The organism is Sorangiineae bacterium MSr11954 (assembly GCA_037157815.1).
Taxonomy (GTDB): Bacteria; Myxococcota_A; Polyangia; order Polyangiales; family Polyangiaceae; genus Pendulispora; species Pendulispora albinea.
Genome location: CP089984.1, coordinates 1,000,348 through 1,019,245, shown reverse-complemented (window position 1 = coordinate 1,019,245; position 18,898 = coordinate 1,000,348). Strand labels below are relative to the sequence as shown.

Genomic DNA, 18,898 nt, shown 5'->3' with positions numbered 1-18,898 from the left:
GATCACGGCAAGATCGAGGGCCCCGTCACGAGCCGCGGCAAAGGCCCGGCGGTGCGCTCGGCCGCGTTCCACGCTTCGACCCAATCGGCCCAGGCGATGCTTTGCCTGCGAAAGAGGATCCGGTTGGCGTCGATGGGGCGAGGCGGCTCGGCGAGCCGGACCCCGCGCACATAGGGCATGAGCAGCGCCCCGCCATGCGCGCCGCGCAGCGGATAAATGACCTCCGAGCGATAGCCCGTCTCCTCGGGCCAGATCACGAGCCCCTCGTCGGCGATATCGTAGTGCGTGGGGCCGAGCGCCGCCCGAATTTGCTCGCGCACCAGATCGACGCCCGCAAAATGATAAAAGCCGGCGAGCGCGTTCTCGAGGAGGGTGCGCGCCGGCCCGTGGGGCGAGAGGCGCGGGAGGAAGCCTGGATCGGAGATGGCGGCCACCACGAACCCAGATTGTTCGTCGAAGGCCATTTCGAAGGCGTCGTTCGAGAGCAAGGGGCACGCGATCCGGATGCGGATCCGGTTCGAGCCGAGGACCACGCTCTCGACCTCGAGAGGTCCGTGCGGCCAGCGCGCCGTGGGATCCGCGCCCACCTCGCGCACCGGTTTGTGAACGAGCGCGATGAGCTCCCGCTCCGTAAATCGAACCAGCGCCTCCTCGACATTGGCCATCCCCTCGCGAAACCGGCGAATGGCCTCCGCCTCGGTCTCTTCGCGCTGCGCCCCCCGGCGCCGCCGATCGTACAGCTTGGGCAGGGTGCCCGAGTGGAAGCCCGGGATCATCAGCCGCGCCATGGTCTCGCCATGGTGCCCGACGCGCACCGCGTGCAAATTCTCCTTTCGACTGGCGCGATAGAGGTTGCGGTTCTCCTTCAGCTCCCACACCAAAAAGCCAAACACGCTGGGCACCAAAAAGACGGTGGTGGCCGCGATGGTTCCGCCGATGAAGGGGCCGAGGGGCGAGAGGGCCGCGTCGAGCGCCGCCAGCATTTCGGGGGAGACCGGCAAAAGCAATTTGTGCGCGACGGTGACCACCGGAAAATGTTTGAGCGGATTGAGCTCCGGCTCGACCAAGAGCGTGGTGTAGAGCCGGACCACATAGGCCACGAAGAACCATACGAGCCCGGCGCCGGCCTTGAAGAGAACGGCGGGCCGCCCGGCGTCGCGCCGGAGGCGAAGCATTTGATCCACGCGGTTGATGGCGCGCTCCAGCGCGTCGAGCAAGAACCGAAAGAGGCCCGCGATCATTCGAAATAGACCGGGCAAGAGCTGCCCGCTCAAGGTGCGCCAGGTGGGCCCGAGCCAATCGAGGACCAAATCTTCCACGAGCAGCGCCGCGCGGGAGCCGGAGGCCCAGCTGGCCAGCGCGAAGATACCGAGCGATCCCGCGATCGACAGCCAACGTGGCGCGGAGGCGAGCGGGGTGAGGTACACGACCAAGGCCGTGAGCGACAGCGGCGCGAGGACGCGGCGGATGGCCACGCGCACGGCGCGGCTCCGCAAAAAACGCGAGACGGCGGGGAGGGTCAAGAACCAGCGCGGGATGCGGAAAAAGACGATGGCCAGAACGCGCCCCACGATCCGCAGCGCGCGCTCGGCCACCCGGCGAACGATGGCGCTGTGGATCAGGCCGAAGAGCACCACCGCCGTGGCCAGAAAGGAGCCCGGCCCCAAGATTTGCACGGGGCCGAGGCCGAACGCGCGCAGCAGAGGGGCCACCAAATGGCCGAGGCCCTCGAGCAGAACGAAGGCGCCTCCAAAGGGCAAGATCGCATACAAGGTGACCATGCGCCCCGCGCGCGTGCCGAAGGCCAGGGAGCTGACCTTTTGCAAGAATCGCAAATAGATCTCCCCGCGCCGGTAGACGCCATCGAGCGCCACGGCGAGCAACGCGTCGGCGCGCAAGAGCGGATCGCCCTCGTAGAGCTCGCGCGGGCTCCCGAGATCGTCGAGCTTGAGATGGTTCTTCGAGAGGGCGTCGCGGAGGTGCGCGAGGTGGATGAAGCCTCGGGCCACCGCCTGATCGAGGAGCTCTTCGACCAATTTGTATTGTGCAATTCGCTCCGGGGCGTTGGTCGGCACCAGCCCGACGGCGGTCAGCACCTCGAGGATCTTCGGCTGCAGCGCCGCCGAGACGTTTTCATCGGCGCGCGCCGATGCCCAGCGGAGCAAGCGCGCGAGCCGTTTTGGCTCGCTGGACGCCGCCTCGACGTCCCATAACCCCTCGGCGGCCACGCGCATCTGGCGTGCGATGCGCACTTCGCGCGTGGCGGGGAGCGGACGAACGAGGGGGCGTTCGCCGCGCGAGAGCGCCCACGTCACCATGTCCACCACCGAGAGCTCCTCTTCGCTCTCGCGGACCGCGCGCTCGAGATCGTAGAGCAGGCGCGCCGAAGGGTGCCGGCGGAGGCCCCGGCGCGAGGTGGCCCGATAGGCGAGCTCGGTCAACGTAGCGATGCGTTTCTCGCGCGGCGGCGCGTGCGGATCGGTTCGACCGCGCAACGCGACGTGGAGGCGGTCGGTGAGCGATTCGATGTCGGCGCGCACGGCGGCTTCGGCCTTGGCGCGGAGCTCCGTATCCTCGGACCTCGCCGCGCGCGCGGCCCGCAGCACGGCTTGCGCGACATTTCCGCGTGCGCGTGCGCCGTCGGCGGCGCGCAGGAGCAGCTTGGCGCGAAAGGGAGATGGCGCCCGGGCTGGGGGCTGCATCTTGGGGGGAGCGGTGAGCTGGGGTGGCGGCGCGGCGAGCGCGCGCACCTCGACGTCGGCCGCGAGCACCTCGTCGACGTGGTCGAGGGACGACAGACCGGGGAAGGTCACCGGCACCAGCGAGGGGGCAAACTGGCGGAGCTCGAGGTAGAGGGCCGCGAACTCGGCGTAAGCTTCGCCGTCGCCGTAGGGCGGAAGGAGCAGATCGTCGTGCCGGAGGATGGCGCGGATCTCGTCGAACTCGGTCTGCCCGATGCGATCGATGCGCTCGCGAACGGCGGCCTCGGTGAGCTGGCCGCGCGCGATGCGCTCCTCGATGCACAAGTGCACCTGCGCATGAAATGCACCGCGAAGGAGGCGGGTCAGCACCTCGAGCGGTGTCTTTTTGGCGACCTCGCGCGGCTGAGGGCGCGGAAGGAGGATGACGTGCTCGGGTAGGAGCTCGACGCGGGCGCCGCTCGCCGCGAGCTCGGCCGGGTCGACCAGGGCCAGGAGCGCGTCGCGCGCGAGGGCATAACCGTGCGCGTGCGGGATCGAAAAAACGAGGCCGGAGATATCCCGATGCGCCTTGATGATGCGCCGCACGAGCCGCGGATCGGTCAGGACCACCCCCTGAACCGTCTCACGCAATTTTTCTTCGATGACCGAAAGATCCACGTTCGTGCTTTCCTCCATGGATAAAGCACCGAACGGGGCCAGCGAGTCCCGAAAGGAGCGACGAGGAGCTCGCTAGCGCATTATTTTGCGAGGCTCACGTGTTTCGCGCCGTCCAAGCTTTGCCGGCTCTCCTCTCGACTCGGACCAACCGCCCTACGGCAGGGGGCGTCTACCAGATGGATTCATCCATCCTGTCGAGATCGAACACGCTCACGTTGCGGTGGAAGAGAATACTCGCCGGATTGGCGGAGGACTCCAGATCGCAATAAAGAAAACCAAGATTGCGTGTGACCATCTTTCGAAGCCGGTAATCGGCCACCGCGGCCCAGCTGAATCCAGCGGGGGTGCCGAGCCCCAAGCGCGCCGTGGAGACGACGGCCCGATTCGGCGGGTCGCGCGCGCCGAATACGAAGCGCCAGTCTTCCTCGGAGAGAAAGAGGTCGTGGCTCGTCAATCCGACGATGAACGCATTTTCCGGGGCGATCTCCGTCGAATGGCGCTTCAGATCGTCGAGGATCACCTCGGCTGCCCATTGTTTGCGTTTTTCGTCGTAGGCGGCGCGCGGGAGCTCGCGCCCTCTCCCGACCAGGAACGGCACGCCATAGGCTTCGGTGTAACGTCGCGCGAGCCCGGGCACGTCGAGAGCGTACTGGTCCCCCAGAGGAACGAAGTAGACGGGCTCGCGGTTGCGGCATTGCGACGGAAAACCGAGGCGGCCCGAGGGGGCGACGTACTGCGTGTCTTCCTCGGCGCGGTGTACGACGGCCGGCACGCGGCTGACGATGAGCGGGGTCGCGATGGCGATCGCGCCGAAGGCGACGGCGGCCTTCACGCACCGGCGCACCATGGGGCGGAGCGCACGCGCTGTGTCACGCCACGTACGAGCAACGGGATGCACGTGTTCGTGGGACCGGTACGGCGCCTCGGAGCTCGCGAGACGTCGAACGACGACGCCATCCCCCATCGATGCGTCCTCGGCCACGTCCAGCGGGGGGACGGTCGCGTGTACGGTCGATTGGAAATCGACGACCCTCCACCCCTCCCCCGCCGAACGAAACACGGCGGCCGCCCATCGCCATCGCCGAAGCGATACCGCGAGCGCCACGGCTCCGCACGCGAGCGCAAGCACCTGCACGGCCGCGCCGAGGGGGAGCGACGAGACGTGATAGTGCTGCGACTCGGACGAGAAGCGCACGAAGAGCGCGGTCGCGGAGAGCGCCACCGTCGAAGCCAGCAGCGAGTCGTCCAGGGCCGACACGGCGCGGGTGACGATGGCGCGGGCCGCCGTAAAGATGGGCCATGCGTAAGCCAGCGCCATGGCGCAGGTCGCGCCAACGATCGAACTGATCGACCATTCGCGCACGGGCCGCAAATTGGTGAGCGTGTTCCAAACCGGAAACCCGAAGATCACCAGGAACAAAGGCAACGCGCTCTTGAAGGCGCGCCCCGGCGAAAGCTCTTCTCCCGGCTGCGGTCCACGCCGGGCTCGGAGCGCCAAGCGCGCCACCGGCAACGTGAGCACCACGAAAAGGATGACCCCCACCCCGTTTGCGAACGAGGGATCGAGGGGCGGAAACTGCGCGCAATAGACCCCGATGTACGCAGCAGCGGGCAAAGACGCCAACACCGGCACCGTGACCGACCACCCCGAGTAGCGCACCGAACCATCCATCCATTTCGTATTGGCCGGCCCGCTCCAAAATTCAAGCGATGCGGGCAAATACGGCGGGGCGCGGGCGGCGCCAGGTCCAACCAGGAGTGGACGCTGCCGCGTTCACCGCCCTATAACGTGCGCACCATGAGCGCCCCCGACCCCACCGTTGCATTTCGTCGTGCGCGACGCGAGGACGTCCCCGCCATCGTCGCGCTCTTGGCCGACGATACGATCGCCGTACAGCGCGACGCCGAGCTGGCCGAGCACGCGCCGGGTGACGCGATCTCCGATTACGTTCGCGCCTTCGAAGCCATCGACCTCGATCCGCGCAATTTCCTGCTGGTCGCGGAGCAACACGGCACCATCGTGGGTACTTTGCAATTGACGTACATCCCCTCCCTGAGCCGGCGGGGCAGCGAGCGCGCCCAGGTCGAAGCGGTGCGCGTGCACCGCGATCTTCGAGGCCGCGGGCTCGGCAAACGGATGATGGAGTGGGCCATCGATCGAGCGCGCGAGCGCGGGTGCCGCCTCGTGCAACTGACGACCGACAAGCGCCGCACCGATGCGCATCGTTTTTATGCGGGGCTGGGGTTCGAGAGCAGCCACGAGGGCATGAAGTTGAAGCTTTGAGCTTTGCCGAAGTGAAGATACGCGCCGCAGGTCACGCCCCGCCACCGCATCCCCACCGGAGGACGAGCGTCATTCCCAAGCCCGAATCCGAGCCGGGGACACGGCAGGCGCGCGCTCGGCGGCGCGCTCCACCGTGATGGGAACGCCGCTGAAGCTCGCCGTGCCCGAGAGCGTATCCACCTTGGCCTCGTCGGTCAGATCGTTGATGCTCACCCCCGCGTGAGCGCGCGCGATCCGAAGGGCGGTGCCGAGGCGGTCGTGCCCCCAGCCATGCGGCAAGCTCACCACCCCGGGCGCGATCGCATCGGTCACCTCCACGGTGGTCTCCAGCCGGGCGCGCGGTGAGCCGACGATCACCCGGTCGCCGTTGGCGAGACCGCGCGCCTCGGCGTCGTCGGGGTGCATGTACAGGGTGCAGCCGTCCTTGCCTTTGACGAGCCGCAAGCTGTTGTGCATCCACGAATTGTTGCTGCGAAGATGCCGCCGGCCGATGAGCACCAGCTCCGCCGCCGCCCCGCGCGAGGCGAGCGCCGATTCGAGCCGGGGAATGTCACCGACGAAGAGCGGCGGTGCGAGCTTCACCGGGCTCTCGCCCAAGAAGTGCCCGAGGCGCGGCTCGAGCGGCCCCAAATCGGTGCCATGCGGCGACTCGCGCAGCGCGTTCAACGAGAGGCGATAAGGCCCTATGCGCAAGAGCGCGTCGAGCATGCGCTTGGGCCCCAGCGCGCCGATCCCGCGCGCCGCCAAGGTGAGCGCGCGACCCGGCTTGCCGCCCCCATGTCTGCGCACGGCGAGGCCCAGATCGAAGAGCACGTCCCAATCCGAGCGCACCCCGGGCGGCGCGGGGAGCGCGGGCTCCACATAGCGTGCGGCGTTGCGCACGGCCAGCGCGTAGAGCGCGAGATCGTAGTGATCGCGCTCCAGGCCGAACGACGTCGGTAAAATCAAATGCGCATGGCGGGTGGTCTCGTTTCGATAGATATCGACCGACACCATGTAATCGAGCTTGGCGAGCGCCCCATCGAGCCGGCCGCCGTTTGGCGTCGAGAGAACGGGGTTGCCCGCGACGGTGACCAGCGCGCGGATTTGACCCTTGCCCGGGGTCTCCATTTCCTCGGCCAGGACGGCGGCCGGGAGCTCGCCGCCAAACTCCGGCAGGCCGCGCACGCGGCTCTTCCACACGCCGAAGTGGCCGCGCTGCCCGAGCTTGGTCGCGAGGCCCACGAGATCCACGGCGGGGCTCGTGAACATCGAGCCGCCCGCGCGATCCAAATTGCCGGTGACCACGTTCAACGCGTTGACCAGCCAGGAGGCCAACGCGCCGAACTCCTGCGTGCACACCCCGACCCGGCCGTAGCATACGGCGCGATCGGCCTCGGCAAAGGCGCGGGCGAGCGCGCGAATGCCCTCCGCCGCCATGCCCGTTCGCCCGGCCACCCGCTCCGGCGGAAAGGCGCGCGCAATCCGGCGAAGCTCGTCCCAACCCGTGGCGGGATGCACCTGGCGCGAGGGTCGATCGAGCGACTCCTCGAAAATCGTGTGCAGCATACCCAGGAGCAAAAAGGCGTCGCCCCCGGGCCGAATGAAATGATGCGCGTCGGCCATCTGCGCCGTTTCGGTGCGGCGTGGATCGATCACCACCAGCCGGCCGCCGCGCGCGCGAAGCGCCTCGAGCCGCTTTTTGATACCGGGCGCGGTCATCAAGCTGCCATTGGACGCCAGCGGGTTGGCGCCGAGCATCAACAGATGATCGGTGCGATCGACGTCGGGGATGGGAAAGAGCAGCTGGTGCCCGAGCATTTCGAGCGCGGCCAACATCTGTGGCAGTTGGTCGACCGAGGTGGCCGAGAATTTGGAGCGCGTCCCCAGCAGCTTTCCAAAGAAGACGGAGGCGAGAGCGGCCGAATAACTATGCGCATTGGGGTTACCGATGTAAACGCCGAGGGCGCTGCGCCCATACTGCTTTTGCACGGCCGCGAGGCGGGTGCCCGCCTCCTCGAGCGCCGCGTCCCACGAGATGGCCTCCCAGCGATCGCCCACCCGCCGCATGGGCCCGCGGATGCGATCCGGATCGCTCGAGACATCGCCCAGCGCGGCGGCTTTGGGGCAGATATGGCCGCGGCTGAATGGGTCGCGATCGTCGCCGCGGATGGAAAGGACGCGCGCGCCCGAATCGACCGTCACGGCGACGCCGCAGACGGCCTCGCAGAGCATGCACGTATGGAGTCGTGTTTCCGCCATCGGTGACCTCTCGCGTGGAGCTTCGCGTGAAACGTGGACCGCGCAAAGCGTGGCACGGCACCCCGCCCCTGCGCTACTCGCGTTTCGCGCGCGAGGTCACACGAAGAGGCTCAGCAACACCGCCATGAGGAACCCGACCACCGACAAGATGGTCTCCACCACGGTCCAGGTGGCCAAGGTCTCCTTGACGGGGATTCCAAAATAGCGCGAGATGATCCAAAAGCCCCCGTCGTTGACGTGGGACGCGATGATCGAGCCGGACGCGATCGACATGGCGATCAACGCGAGCCGCGGCTGCGAATAATGCAGATCCGGCAGCAGCGGCGCGATGATGCCGCCCGTGGTCACGATGGCCACGGTGGCCGATCCTTGCGCGATGCGCATCGCGCAACTGATGACGTAAACGAGCGCGATCACGGGGAGCCCCGCCGACATCAAGGTCGAGGCCAGCGCCTTGCCGACCCCGGTGGCCGAGAGCACCGCGCCGAAGAACCCGCCTCCGCCGACCACCAGCAAGAGCATCCCGACCGGCCGCAACGAGGTGGACGCCAGCTTCGAGAGATCGTCGTGGGACATGCCGCGGCGAAAGCCGAGCAGCCAGGACGCGGTCAACACGGCCACCGTGAGCGCCACCGCGGGGGTGCCGAGAAAGGTCACCACGCCGTACGTCGTCCCGCCTTTGGCCAGCAGGACGCTCCCAAAGGTGCCGCAGAGGATGAGCGCCAGCGGAATACCGATGATCAACGCGACCAGCGCGAGCGACGGCGGCTCCAGGGTCGTCCCGTTTTTCTCCTCGGCGCGGGCCTTGGCGTTGGCGAGCATCTCCTCCGGCACGGGCAAGTCAATGCGCTTTCCAATCCACGATGAATAGACGATGCCCGCCACCGCCCATGCCGGCAGACCGCAGGCGAGGCCCATCACGATGAGCCATCCCAGCTCGACATGGAGCAGCCCCGCCACCGCCACCGGCCCGGGGTGCGGCGGGAGGAATGCGTGCGTGATGGACAAGCCGGCCAAGAGCGGCATCGCATAGAGCACGATGGATCGGCCACCTTTGCGGGCGGCCACATAGACGAGCGGCGCCAGCACGAAGATGCCAATATCGAAGAACACCGGTATCCCGAAGATCAACCCGGAGAGACCCATCGCGATGGGCGCGCGCTCGGGGCCGAACGTGCGCAGGAGCTTTTGCGTGAGCACCTCGGCGCCGCCCGACGTTTCGAGGATGCCGCCGAGCAAGGTGCCCAGCCCGATGATCAGCGCGACGTGGCCGAGGATGCCGCCAAAGCCACTTTCAATGAGCGATCCCGAGGTCTTTTGCGCCGAGCCGACGATTTGCTCCACCGAGAGCCCGGCGCCCAGCGCCACCAGGAGCCCGGCGATGAGCAGCGCGATGAACGGCTCCACCTTGTAGCGAATGATGAGCAAGAGCAGCGCGGCGATGCCGACCCCCGAGAGCACCAGCAGCCCGCCGGTCTCGTGCTGCAACCAATGCAATGCGTGCGATCCATTCACGGCGCAGCTCCTCTTGCTTCGACATGGCGTAGGTTGGACGGATTCGACGGTTTCGACCGAATGAACTGGAGACGAGCGGGGACGAGCTAAAACGACGAACGATCAGCCAACGTGGCGGAGGGATCGGCCCGGGAGCGCACCGGTGAGGCGCCCGTCGTCGATCACGGGCACGCCATTCACGAGCACGTACGAGATGCCCGAGGCGCGCTGGCGGGGCTCGTCGTAGGTGGCGGTATCGGCGACGCGGTCGGGATCGAAGAGGACCAGATCGGCCGCGTAGCCGGTGCGCACCAGGCCTCGGTCCCGAAGCCGCAAACGGCGCGCGGGCCTGCCGGTGAGGTGCGCCACGCACTCCTCCAAGCCGAGCACCCCGAGCTCGCGCACGTAGTGCGCCAGATAACGTGGGAATGTGCCCCAGGCGCGCGGATGCGGGCGATTGCCGACCAAGAGTCCGTCGCTTCCACCCGTGTGCGCGGGGTGGCGCATGATGGTGCGCACGTTATCCTCGTGGCCGACGTGCATCAAACACGATGTGCCGAGCCGCTCGTCGCGCAGCACATCGAAGTACAACTCGGCGGGGGGGCGGCCCGCTTTGGAGGCGGCGTCGGCCACGCTATGGCCAACGAGGTGCGCGTTGCGCGGATGGCGCACGCCGTTGATCTCGATGGTGCGCCAATCGACCGGGACGCCGTGGCATCCATCGGAGCCCGTGTCCTCGAGCTCGCGCCGGATCCGTTCGCGCTGCTCGGGATCCGCGAGGCGCGCGAGGGTAGCCTCCAAGCCGCCCTCGGTCGACCAGCTGGGGAGCAACGCCGACAGATACGTGGCGCCGGCGAGATAAGGATAGGTGTCCAAGGTGAGATCCACGCCGTCGGCCATGGCCTCGTCCAAGAGCGCGAGGAGCTCGCCCGCGCGCCCCGCGTTCACGGGGAAATTCATGGTCGCATGCGCCAAGTGCAGCGCACACCCCGAGCGGCGCGAGATGTGGACCATCTCGGCGTAGGCCTCCACGGCGCCTTTGCCATAGCTTCGATGGTGCGGGCTATAAAAGCCACCGCGCGCGGCGACGACCTTGCATAGTGCAATCAATTCGTCGGTGCCGGCGTACATGCCGGGGGTGTAGGTCAACCCGGAGGACAGGCCGGCCGCACCTTGCTTCATGGCCTCGTCCACCGTGGAGCGCATGGCATCGAGCTCGGAGGCGGTGGCCGGGCGATCTTCCCAGCCGAGGCACAGCATCCGCACGGTCCCTTGCGGCACCAAGTAGACGGCGTTCACCGCGACGCCGCGGTCGAGCCGGTCCAAGTACTCGCCGACCGAGCGCCAATTCCAAGCGAAGCCGGGAGGATCGTCGTTCCAACCGGCCAGCTGGGTGCGCAGCGCATCGAGCACGGTATCGTTCACGGGCGCGTACGAGAGCCCATCTTGGCCGATGACCTCGCAGGTGACGCCTTGCGAGACCTTCGCCACATGATCCGGATTGGCGAGCAGCTGCAAATCCGAGTGGGAGTGCATATCGATGAAGCCGGGTGCGAGCACCAACCCCGCCGCATCGACGACCCTGCGGGCGGAGAGACCGCCCTGCCGCTCGATCGCGGAGATGCGCCCGCCCTCGACCGCGACGTCGGCCAAAAACGAGGGTTCCCCGCTACCGTCGGCCACGCGCGCACCGCGGAAGACGATATCCATGCCTCTTCAGTATCAGAAGAACGCGAACACGGATCATCGAAGAACGTGTGAGCGGATCTATGCCGATGCAAGCTCACCTCTTCGCGAGCGCTCTCGCGCGCGGTGCGAGCCGGCGCCATGAAAATCGAATGTCACCTTCGACATCCACGAGCATTCGAGGACGTTCTACGCCGATGTCATCAGGAGCTCCGTCCCGGGAATGCCCGAACCGACGTCGTTGCTTTCCGGGGACGGAAATCCGTCAAAAGAATGTGCGCACCAGATCGACCACGCGCGTTCCTTTGATGACCGGAATGAGCGGCCATTTGTCGAAGGTGGTGCACGGGTGCGAGAGCCCGAAGCGCACCCAATCGCCCACCTCGACCCGCTCGCCGTCGTTCAACGCCAGAAAGGCGTGCTGATCGTTCAATTGCGTGACCCGCGACGCGGAGAGCGGCACCGTCGACCCATCCGGCGAGCGACGGAGCTGCGGCTCCGGGAGATCTTGATCGAATGGAACGTCGCGACGGCCCATGGTGAGCAAGGCCAGGCCGGGCTCGGGGTGAGAGCTCACCTGCCCCCACGCGTGCAGCGCCACGCGGAACGGCTCGCCGCCCTCGAGGCGGTGCGCGCGGCTGAATGGTGACGAGCGGCGGTAGACACCATCGTCGTGGGTCAAATAGCAACCGCTGCGGAGCACGCCCAGCACGTCGAGGCCCGCGGGCCACGCTTCCGTAAAGGCGGCGGCCACCTGATCGAAATACGAGCTCCCGCCCGCCGTCACCAAGATGCGCTCCTTGCCCAGGTGCCTGAAATGGCCTCTCTCCGCCATGCGCACCACCAGCTGCCGAAGATCACCCAAATACGAATCGATGATGGGTAGCTCGTCGAGCCCGCGCACGACGGCCGCTTCGTACCCGGCCGCCCCCACGAGACGGAGCCTCGGGCTCTGCTTCACCGCGTCCGCGAGCTCCAGGGCCGCCTCGAGGCCGCGTGCACCGCTGCGACCGCCGGCGCGGCCGAGCTCGACCAAGACATCCACGGGGCGCGCGGAGGGGCGCGCGGACAAGGCTTCGTTCATGCGCGCGACGCCGGCCAGGGAGTCGACGAAACAGGAGAATGAAAAAGCCGGATCGCGATCCAACTCCGCGGCGAGCCAATGCAGCGCAGCGGTGTCCACGAGCTGGTTGGCCAGCATCACGCGGCCCACGCCAAACGCGCGGTACACGCGCAATTGGCTGATGTTCGCGGCCGTGATGCCCCAGGCACCGTGATCGAGCTGCCGTGCGAACAATTGCGGCGCCATGGTCGTTTTGCCATGGGGCGCGAGCGCGATGCCGTGACGCGCGCACCAACTCGCCATGGTGCGCAAGTTGTGGTCGAGCGAGTCCTCGTCCAAGACGACCAAGGGGGCGACGAAGCCATCGGCGAACAAATCCAGGCCGGCGGCCGCAGCATCGGCGATGCGCGTGCCGAAGAGCGCGGACGGAACGCCTTTGAAGCGCCAATCGATCCTTTCGGCGCGAAGGTTTTCGATGGCGTCTCGGTGGATGGTTCCCGATTCGATGGTTTTCACGCCTTATTCGTACGCCACAAAGCCCCTGCGCGACAGCGTCATGTCGCGCTTGGGAGTCGCGCCTTGGGACTCGGCCATGGCCGCCCTATGATGATGGCATGCCTAAATTGATTTCTGCCCCGACGCGTGTGGAAGCCGCCGGGAATAAACCTAAAATCATCGAAGAATACGTAGGGCGCGTAAACTCGGGCACCTCGGCCGTCAGCGTCGCACACATGAAGAGCCCACCGGGCTGGCTCGAGCCAGGGCAAACACCGGAGTTCGACGAGTACACCGTCGTACTCGCAGGAACGCTCCGCGTCGAAGGGCGCAATGGCGTGATCGATGTGCAGGCAGGCCAGGCCGTCATCGCCAAAGCCGGCGAGTGGGTGCGCTACAGCACGCTGTCCGACGTCGGCGCCGAATACATCGCCACGTGCGTTCCGGCGTTCTCACCCGCCATCGTCCACCGCGACGAGTAAGGTCGTTCGCCGTCCGCGTTTTGCGTTTCACGTTTGCGTTTCGCCTCTCGCCGCCAGAGTGGCGGCGAGTGGCGATCGCTCCGCTCCGGAGGTGACGTAGGGAAAGGAGCGGGTCAGCCGCGCAGCGAACGGCAGCCAACGCGCGCTCGCGTACGCGAACGGCGGCCAACGACGGCTACCGGCAACTAACGACGCACGGTGGGCAAGCGGCTCAACTCGAAGCCGAACAGGGTTCGGTAGGCGTCGTGGATGGCGGCGTCATCGCCGAGGAGCGTTTCGGTGCGCTCGCGGTTGGCGGTGGTGATCAGCCGGTTCCCGCTGAGGGTGACGCGCCCATTCGCGGTCGCCAAGGAGCAGGTCAGGCTGCGCGTGAAGTGCGAGAGCGGAGAGGTTTGCTGCCACCAGCACGTCGGCAGAAAGTCGGTGAGCGCGCGCGCGCGCAGTTCCAAGCGGTACTGGGGTGTGCCATCGCAGTGCACATCGCGATCGCCCTCGGGGGTCGGGACCACGCGGAACTCTCCGCTTGGATCGGCCTGAGGCTCGGTCGCATCGAGACGGAGGGGGTAGGTGCTGAACCTGCCAAAGCCAACGTCGACCAACCAGCGCTCCTCGAGGTCGACCGCCAGCGCGAGGTGATCGAAGGGCGGGCCGAGCTTCCCGTCCGTGGCGAATACCTTGCCGGCCAGCAGGGTGACGCGAAAGCCGAGCGCGTGGAGCAGCCCCGCGAACAGTCCATTGAGCTCGTAACAAAAGCCGCCTCGCCGGCGCCGCACGATCTTGTCCATCAGCGCCGTCTCGTTCAAGTCGATGGGCTCGTCGAGATGGATGCTGAGGTTCTCGAACGGCACCGTCCGCAGGTGCCGCACTTGTAGCTCGCGCAGGACCTCCGATGTTGGCGCGCTCGGCAGCGGCGTGCCGATCCTGTTCAAATATTCGAGTGCGGTATCGTGATTCACGCCGTCACTCTACATGCTCCCGGCGGCGCGGCCAGAAGAGAACGGCGCGCGCCCGGCGCACCCGATGCCCGCGGCATGCGCGCGTGCGGCGCCGCGCGTTCGCCCGCGATTGACGCGGCTGGAAGCGCTCATTACCCTCGCGCCCGCCGCATGGTCTCCCGCGAAAGCGCCTTGTCGAAGGTCACGTTCCTGCTCCCGCTGCTGGCGTACGTGGCCGTCTTCTTCATCGATGGATCGGGCTTTCACCCCAGCGGAGACGGCTACTACTCGTGGATCTTCGCCCGCTCCTTGGCGTTCGATGGCGATTTCGATTTCACGAACGACTACGCGCTCTGCGGCGATCCGTTCGAGGTCGGGAACGATCGCGGAACCGGGCACCTCGACAATCCCTTCTATATCGGGCCGGCCGCGGCATGGACCGCCCCTCTGTTCGTATTTCGCATCCTCGCCACCTTGCTCACCTCGGCGGACGTGGCCGCGCGCTCCTCGTGCGGGGGATGGCTGACGGCGCTCACGTTGCTGATGGGCCCCCTCGCCGGCGCGCTCGCCGTATGGTTCTCGTACCGCGCGGCGGCGCTGCTCACGCGCGCCCCCACGGCGGCGTTCAGCGCGTTGCTCTTTGCGTTCTCCTCGCCCATCTTCCCGTATTCCACCAGCGCTCCGCACTATTCGCATGTCTACTTGACCGCGTTGACGGCCGCATTGACCTACGTGTCGCTTCGAATCAGCCTCTCGGGCCCGCGCCCGCGGGATGCATGGTGGCTCGCGCTCCTCCTCACCCTGACGCCGCTCCACCGTCTGCCGGCCGCTCTGTACGCCGCCCTCCCGGCGGCCGCGTGCGCGACCTCCGCCCTTCGCCGAAGACCCTTTTGGAAGGAGCTCTCGGGCGCGCTCGCCGGCAGCGCGCTCGGGATCGGGCTGACATTCGTACTTTACGAATATTTGTATGGGACGTATTTCGCCCTTCCGCAGGGCCCGCATTATGTGCATTTTGCACATGCGCACCCATGGCTTTTGCTCTTTGGCGTGCAAGGCGGCTTCTTCTTCTGGATGCCGGCCGCGTGGCTGTCCGTCTTCGGGCTGGCGCTGGCCTTGCGCCGCGGCGATATTCGCCTCTTTTCGGCGGGCTGTTTGGCGGCGGCCGCCGCCGAGGTGTTCATCTCGTCGACGCCGCTCGATTGGTTTGGCAATTGGAGCCTCGGCGCCCGAAGGCTTTTGCCGCTCGTGCCCTTCGTGATCGTCTTTGCGTCGCTCGCGCTCGAGCCGCTCGGCGCGTGGCTGGGCACGCGGTGGCGCTGGACGGGGCGGGCTGCGGCGCTGGTGGTGGTCTTGGCTCTGGTCAACAACATCATCGCCTCGACGACGATTCGCGGGGACCGCCAGCTCACGCAACGCGAGCTCTATGGCGCGATTTCACCGCTGCGCCCTCTGTGGTCGCTGCTCGATGCATTCGGCGTCGATATCGCGCTCCTTCCCGCCGAATGGTACTTCGCGGCGCGCTATCACCTTCCGACGGATGCGTACCGGGAGGCCATCACCCCGCGCTACTATCGCAATTACCGCACCCTGGAGTTCGAGAACACGAACCTCGATCTCGGCCAACCTTCGGCGTCGCGCGTGGCGCCGGGCGCCAAAGCCGGCCTGGGGCTCGAGGTCTCCGAGGACGTTTCGCGGGTGGTCTTCACCGGTGTATGGCCATTTGTGACCCACGCGCAGCTCGTGGTCACGGCCGAGCGCGGGGCGGTGCTCCACATGGAGCATGGATCGGGCTTCGCGTCGCGAACGCCCATCGGCCGCATCGACATTCCGGCCGGCGCCGATGCGCTCCCCATCGAGCTACCCGTGCCACCGAACGCCTACGACTCCGGGCTCAACGAATGGCTCTTTCGCGCGGAGGGCGGCCATGTGGTCATCCGCAGCATCGCGCTCGACGACCGAACCCCGCGCGTCCCGCTCGACTCCACGAGCCACCCGAAGCCCGCCCCCTGACGCCCTCTTCCACGCCGCACGTACTCCCTCTTCCACGCCGCACTTACTCCCTCTTCCACGCCGCACGTACGCGCTCTTCCACGCCGCACGTACTCCCCTCTTCCGCGCTGCGCACGTACGCGCTCTCCCAGCACGGCGCGCGCGAACGCATGCGTATTCCGCCACAGAGAAACCACCGCCGGGCCTTGGCTGTTGACTTATCGTAAAATCGAGCCTAACCGTGATCGCAATGGAAGCTCGTCGCTGTCGTTAGCACGTCGATGTGGGATGCATCTTCATGGAGCCGTCTCCATGAGCCTCCCCCCGACGTAAGCTCGGAGCAGGGAGGTTTCCATGACGAATTCCGATCCAGCATCGCCCGATGTTGCACCGCCGGTCGCAGCGGCGCGCCTTCTCACGGGTGACCTCGAGGCCATCGAAGCCGCCCGCGAGCTGGCGCGCTTCGCCGAGCGCGAGGCCGCCCGGCGCGACCGCGAGCGGGTGCTCCCTTGGGCCGAGCTCGAGCTATTCACGACCCGCGGCCTAGGCGGCATGAGCATCCCGCGCGCCTACGGAGGGCCGGGGCTCTCCTGGGTCACCGTGGCCGAAGTGTTTGCCATCGTCTCGGCCGCGGACCCCTCGCTCGGGCAAATCCCGCAAAACCAGTTCGGCGTCCTCGCCGTCGTTCAGGACGCGGGGAGCGAAGCGCAGAAGCGGCGCATCTTCGCCAACATCCTCGACGGATGGAGGATCGGCAACGCGGGGCCCGAGCGCAGCAGCAAGAACACCTTGGAGACGAAGGCGCGCCTCACCCGCGACGGCGATGCGTTCCGTTTGAACGGGGAGAAGTTTTACTCCACCGGCGCGCTCTTCGCACATTGGGTCAGCGTCAAAGCGGTGGACGACGAAGGCCGAAATGTCATGGCCTTCGTCCGCCGCGGCACCCCTGGACTTCGCATCGTCGACGATTGGTCCGGCTTCGGCCAGCGAACCACCGCCAGCGGCACCGTGCAGCTCGAGAACGTGCGCGTCGGCGCGGACGACGTCATCCCCAGCGGCGTTCTGGCGCAAAAGCCCAGCCTGCACGGCCCCATCTCGCAGTTGATCCAAGCGGCCATCGACCTCGGCATCGCCCGCGGCGCCATCGCAGACACCATCGCCTTCGTCCGCGAGCGCACGCGCCCCTGGATCGACGCGGGGGTCGAGGCGGCGAGCCGTGAGCCGTTCACCATCGCCGAGGTCGGAAAGCTCGAGGTGGAGCTGCACGCCGCCGAGGCGCTGCTCGTCAAAGCCGCGCGAACATTGGATACGCTCGGCGCCGCGGCCGCCAAGACCGTCGATGCCGAGGGCGCGGAGGCCGCCGCGGCCGTCGACGCCGAGACCGTGGCGCGCGCATCCATCGCGGTGGCAGAGGCCAAGGTGCTGACCACCGAGGTCGCCCTCTCGGCGAGCGAAAAATTGTTCGAGCTCGCCGGCTCGCGCGCCACCCTCGCCGAGTTCAACCTCGATCGCCACTGGCGCAACGCGCGCACCCACACGGTGCACGATCCCGTGCGCTGGAAGTGCTACGCGGTCGGCGACTACTACCTCAATGGCACCTTGCCCGCGCGCCACGCCTGGATTTGACCGACATGCCCCGAGAGGACCACCCCGTGAGCGAACCTCGATCGCAACCAACGGAACAGGACCGGGCCCGGCGAATCCAAAGCGACGCGCAGGCCCTCGAAATCGCAACCGAATTGTCTTTGCAATTTGCCCGCGGCGCAGCCGAGCGCGATCGCGAGGCGCGCGCGCCCCGGGCGGAGCTGGACCAGTTCTCGCGCTCCGGCCTGTGGGCGATCACGGTCCCGCGGGAATACGGCGGGGCCGATGTGTCGAGCGTCACCCTCGCCAAGGTCGTGAGCACCGTGGCCAGCGCCGATGGTTCGCTGGGGCAAATCCCGCAGAATCATTATTACGCCGTGGAGCTGGTGCGCGTGGTCGGGCGCGAATCGCAGAAGCGCCGCTTGTTCGAGCGGGTCCTCGAGGGGGAGCGCTTCGGCAACGCGCTGGCCGAAATCGGGACGAAGACGGCCGACGTGCGCACCACGCGCCTCGTGCGCGACGGCGACGGGTACCGCGTGCGCGGCCGCAAGTTCTATGCGACGGGCGCCATCTTCGCCCAGCGCATCCCCACCTTGGTGGTGGACGAAGAGGGCGTGCAGCAGCTCGCCTTCGTCGCGCGCGACGCCGAAGGGCTCACCGTGGTCGACGACTGGACCGGCTTCGGGCAGCGCACCACGGGGAGCGGCAGCGTCATCCTCGACGATGTGTACGTGCACGCCGAGGACGTGATCGCGTTCCAATCCGCCTTCGATCGCCCGACCGCCGCGGGGCCGTTCGCGCAGATCCTCCACGCCGCCATCGACACCGGCATCGCCCGCGGCGCCTACGAGGCCGCGCTGGCGTTCGTGCGCACCCGCGCCCGACCCTGGATCGACTCGGGCGTGGAGCACGCCAGCGAGGATCCGCTGACCATCCACGCCTTGGGCCGCCTCGCCATCCGCGTGCACGCCGCCGAAGCACTGCTGGAGCGCGCGGGCGAGATCCTCGACGTCGCGCGCGCCGAGCCCACCGTGAAGACGGTGGCCGAAGCGTCCATCGCGGTGGCCGAGGCACGCGCACTGAGCACCGAGGTAGCGCTCGCAGCCGGCACCCAGTTGATCGAGCTGGGCGGGGCGCGCGCCACCCTCGCCGAGCAAGGCTTGGATCGCTATTGGCGCGACGCGCGCACCCACACGTTGCACGATCCCGTGCGCTGGAAATACTACGCGGTGGGAAATTACTATTTGAACGACGAGCTGCCGCCGCGACGCGGGACCCTTTGAGGC

At 67.4% G+C, this 18,898-nt stretch carries 12 protein-coding genes; 5 read left to right on the top strand and 7 right to left on the bottom strand.

Annotated features, from left to right (window positions below; translation table 11 throughout):
* Nucleotides 1–2: 2 nt before the first annotated feature.
* Both LZC94_04150 and LZC94_04145 read right to left on the bottom strand, forming a co-directional pair.
* Complete coding sequence (locus tag LZC94_04150; protein ID WXB16473.1) at nt 3–3,377, bottom strand: hypothetical protein; 3,375 nt, start codon at nt 3,375–3,377, stop codon at nt 3–5.
* Between the two features lie 151 nt (nt 3,378–3,528).
* The gene (locus LZC94_04145) at nt 3,529–5,031 is read right to left on the bottom strand and encodes a hypothetical protein (GenBank protein WXB16472.1); all 1,503 of its coding nucleotides are present in this window, start codon (nt 5,029–5,031) and stop codon (nt 3,529–3,531) included.
* Between the two features lie 126 nt (nt 5,032–5,157).
* Between LZC94_04145 and LZC94_04140 the strand changes: the two genes are divergently transcribed.
* Entirely contained in the window at nt 5,158–5,643 is a 486-nt protein-coding gene (locus tag LZC94_04140) for a GNAT family N-acetyltransferase (protein ID WXB16471.1), read from the top strand.
* A gap of 69 nt (nt 5,644–5,712) precedes the next feature.
* Here LZC94_04140 and LZC94_04135 read toward each other — a convergent pair whose 3' ends face one another.
* The 4 genes from LZC94_04135 to LZC94_04120 form a co-directional block, all read right to left on the bottom strand.
* Complete coding sequence (locus LZC94_04135; GenBank protein ID WXB16470.1) at nt 5,713–7,884, bottom strand: molybdopterin-dependent oxidoreductase; 2,172 nt, start codon at nt 7,882–7,884, stop codon at nt 5,713–5,715.
* A gap of 96 nt (nt 7,885–7,980) precedes the next feature.
* On the bottom strand, nt 7,981–9,399 hold the full coding sequence (locus LZC94_04130; GenBank protein ID WXB16469.1) for a GntP family permease: 1,419 nt from the start codon (nt 9,397–9,399) through the stop codon (nt 7,981–7,983).
* A 102-nt stretch (nt 9,400–9,501) separates the two neighbouring features.
* Entirely contained in the window at nt 9,502–11,088 is a 1,587-nt protein-coding gene (locus LZC94_04125; GenBank protein WXB16468.1) for a D-aminoacylase, read from the bottom strand.
* A 241-nt stretch (nt 11,089–11,329) separates the two neighbouring features.
* Nucleotides 11,330–12,643: an amino acid deaminase gene (locus LZC94_04120; GenBank protein WXB16467.1), complete on the bottom strand. Its 1,314-nt coding sequence runs from the start codon at nt 12,641–12,643 to the stop codon at nt 11,330–11,332.
* A gap of 98 nt (nt 12,644–12,741) precedes the next feature.
* Here LZC94_04120 and LZC94_04115 point away from each other — a divergent pair, with 98 nt between their 5' ends.
* Nucleotides 12,742–13,104: a cupin gene (locus LZC94_04115; GenBank protein WXB16466.1), complete on the top strand. Its 363-nt coding sequence runs from the start codon at nt 12,742–12,744 to the stop codon at nt 13,102–13,104.
* A 185-nt stretch (nt 13,105–13,289) separates the two neighbouring features.
* On the opposite strand, the gene LZC94_04110 is transcribed toward LZC94_04115, so the two are convergent.
* The gene (locus LZC94_04110) at nt 13,290–14,060 is read right to left on the bottom strand and encodes an arylamine N-acetyltransferase (protein ID WXB16465.1); all 771 of its coding nucleotides are present in this window, start codon (nt 14,058–14,060) and stop codon (nt 13,290–13,292) included.
* 150 nt (nt 14,061–14,210) lie between these two features.
* Here LZC94_04110 and LZC94_04105 point away from each other — a divergent pair, with 150 nt between their 5' ends.
* The 3 genes from LZC94_04105 (at nt 14,211) to LZC94_04095 (ending at nt 18,895) form a co-directional block, all read left to right on the top strand.
* Nucleotides 14,211–16,049 (top strand): hypothetical protein, encoded by a 1,839-nt coding sequence (locus LZC94_04105; protein ID WXB16464.1) that lies wholly within the window; start codon nt 14,211–14,213, stop codon nt 16,047–16,049.
* 333 nt (nt 16,050–16,382) lie between these two features.
* The gene (locus LZC94_04100; GenBank protein ID WXB16463.1) at nt 16,383–17,654 is read left to right on the top strand and encodes an SfnB family sulfur acquisition oxidoreductase; all 1,272 of its coding nucleotides are present in this window, start codon (nt 16,383–16,385) and stop codon (nt 17,652–17,654) included.
* A 113-nt stretch (nt 17,655–17,767) separates the two neighbouring features.
* On the top strand, nt 17,768–18,895 hold the full coding sequence (locus LZC94_04095; GenBank protein ID WXB16462.1) for an SfnB family sulfur acquisition oxidoreductase: 1,128 nt from the start codon (nt 17,768–17,770) through the stop codon (nt 18,893–18,895).
* The last annotated feature ends 3 nt before the right edge of the window (nt 18,896–18,898 follow it).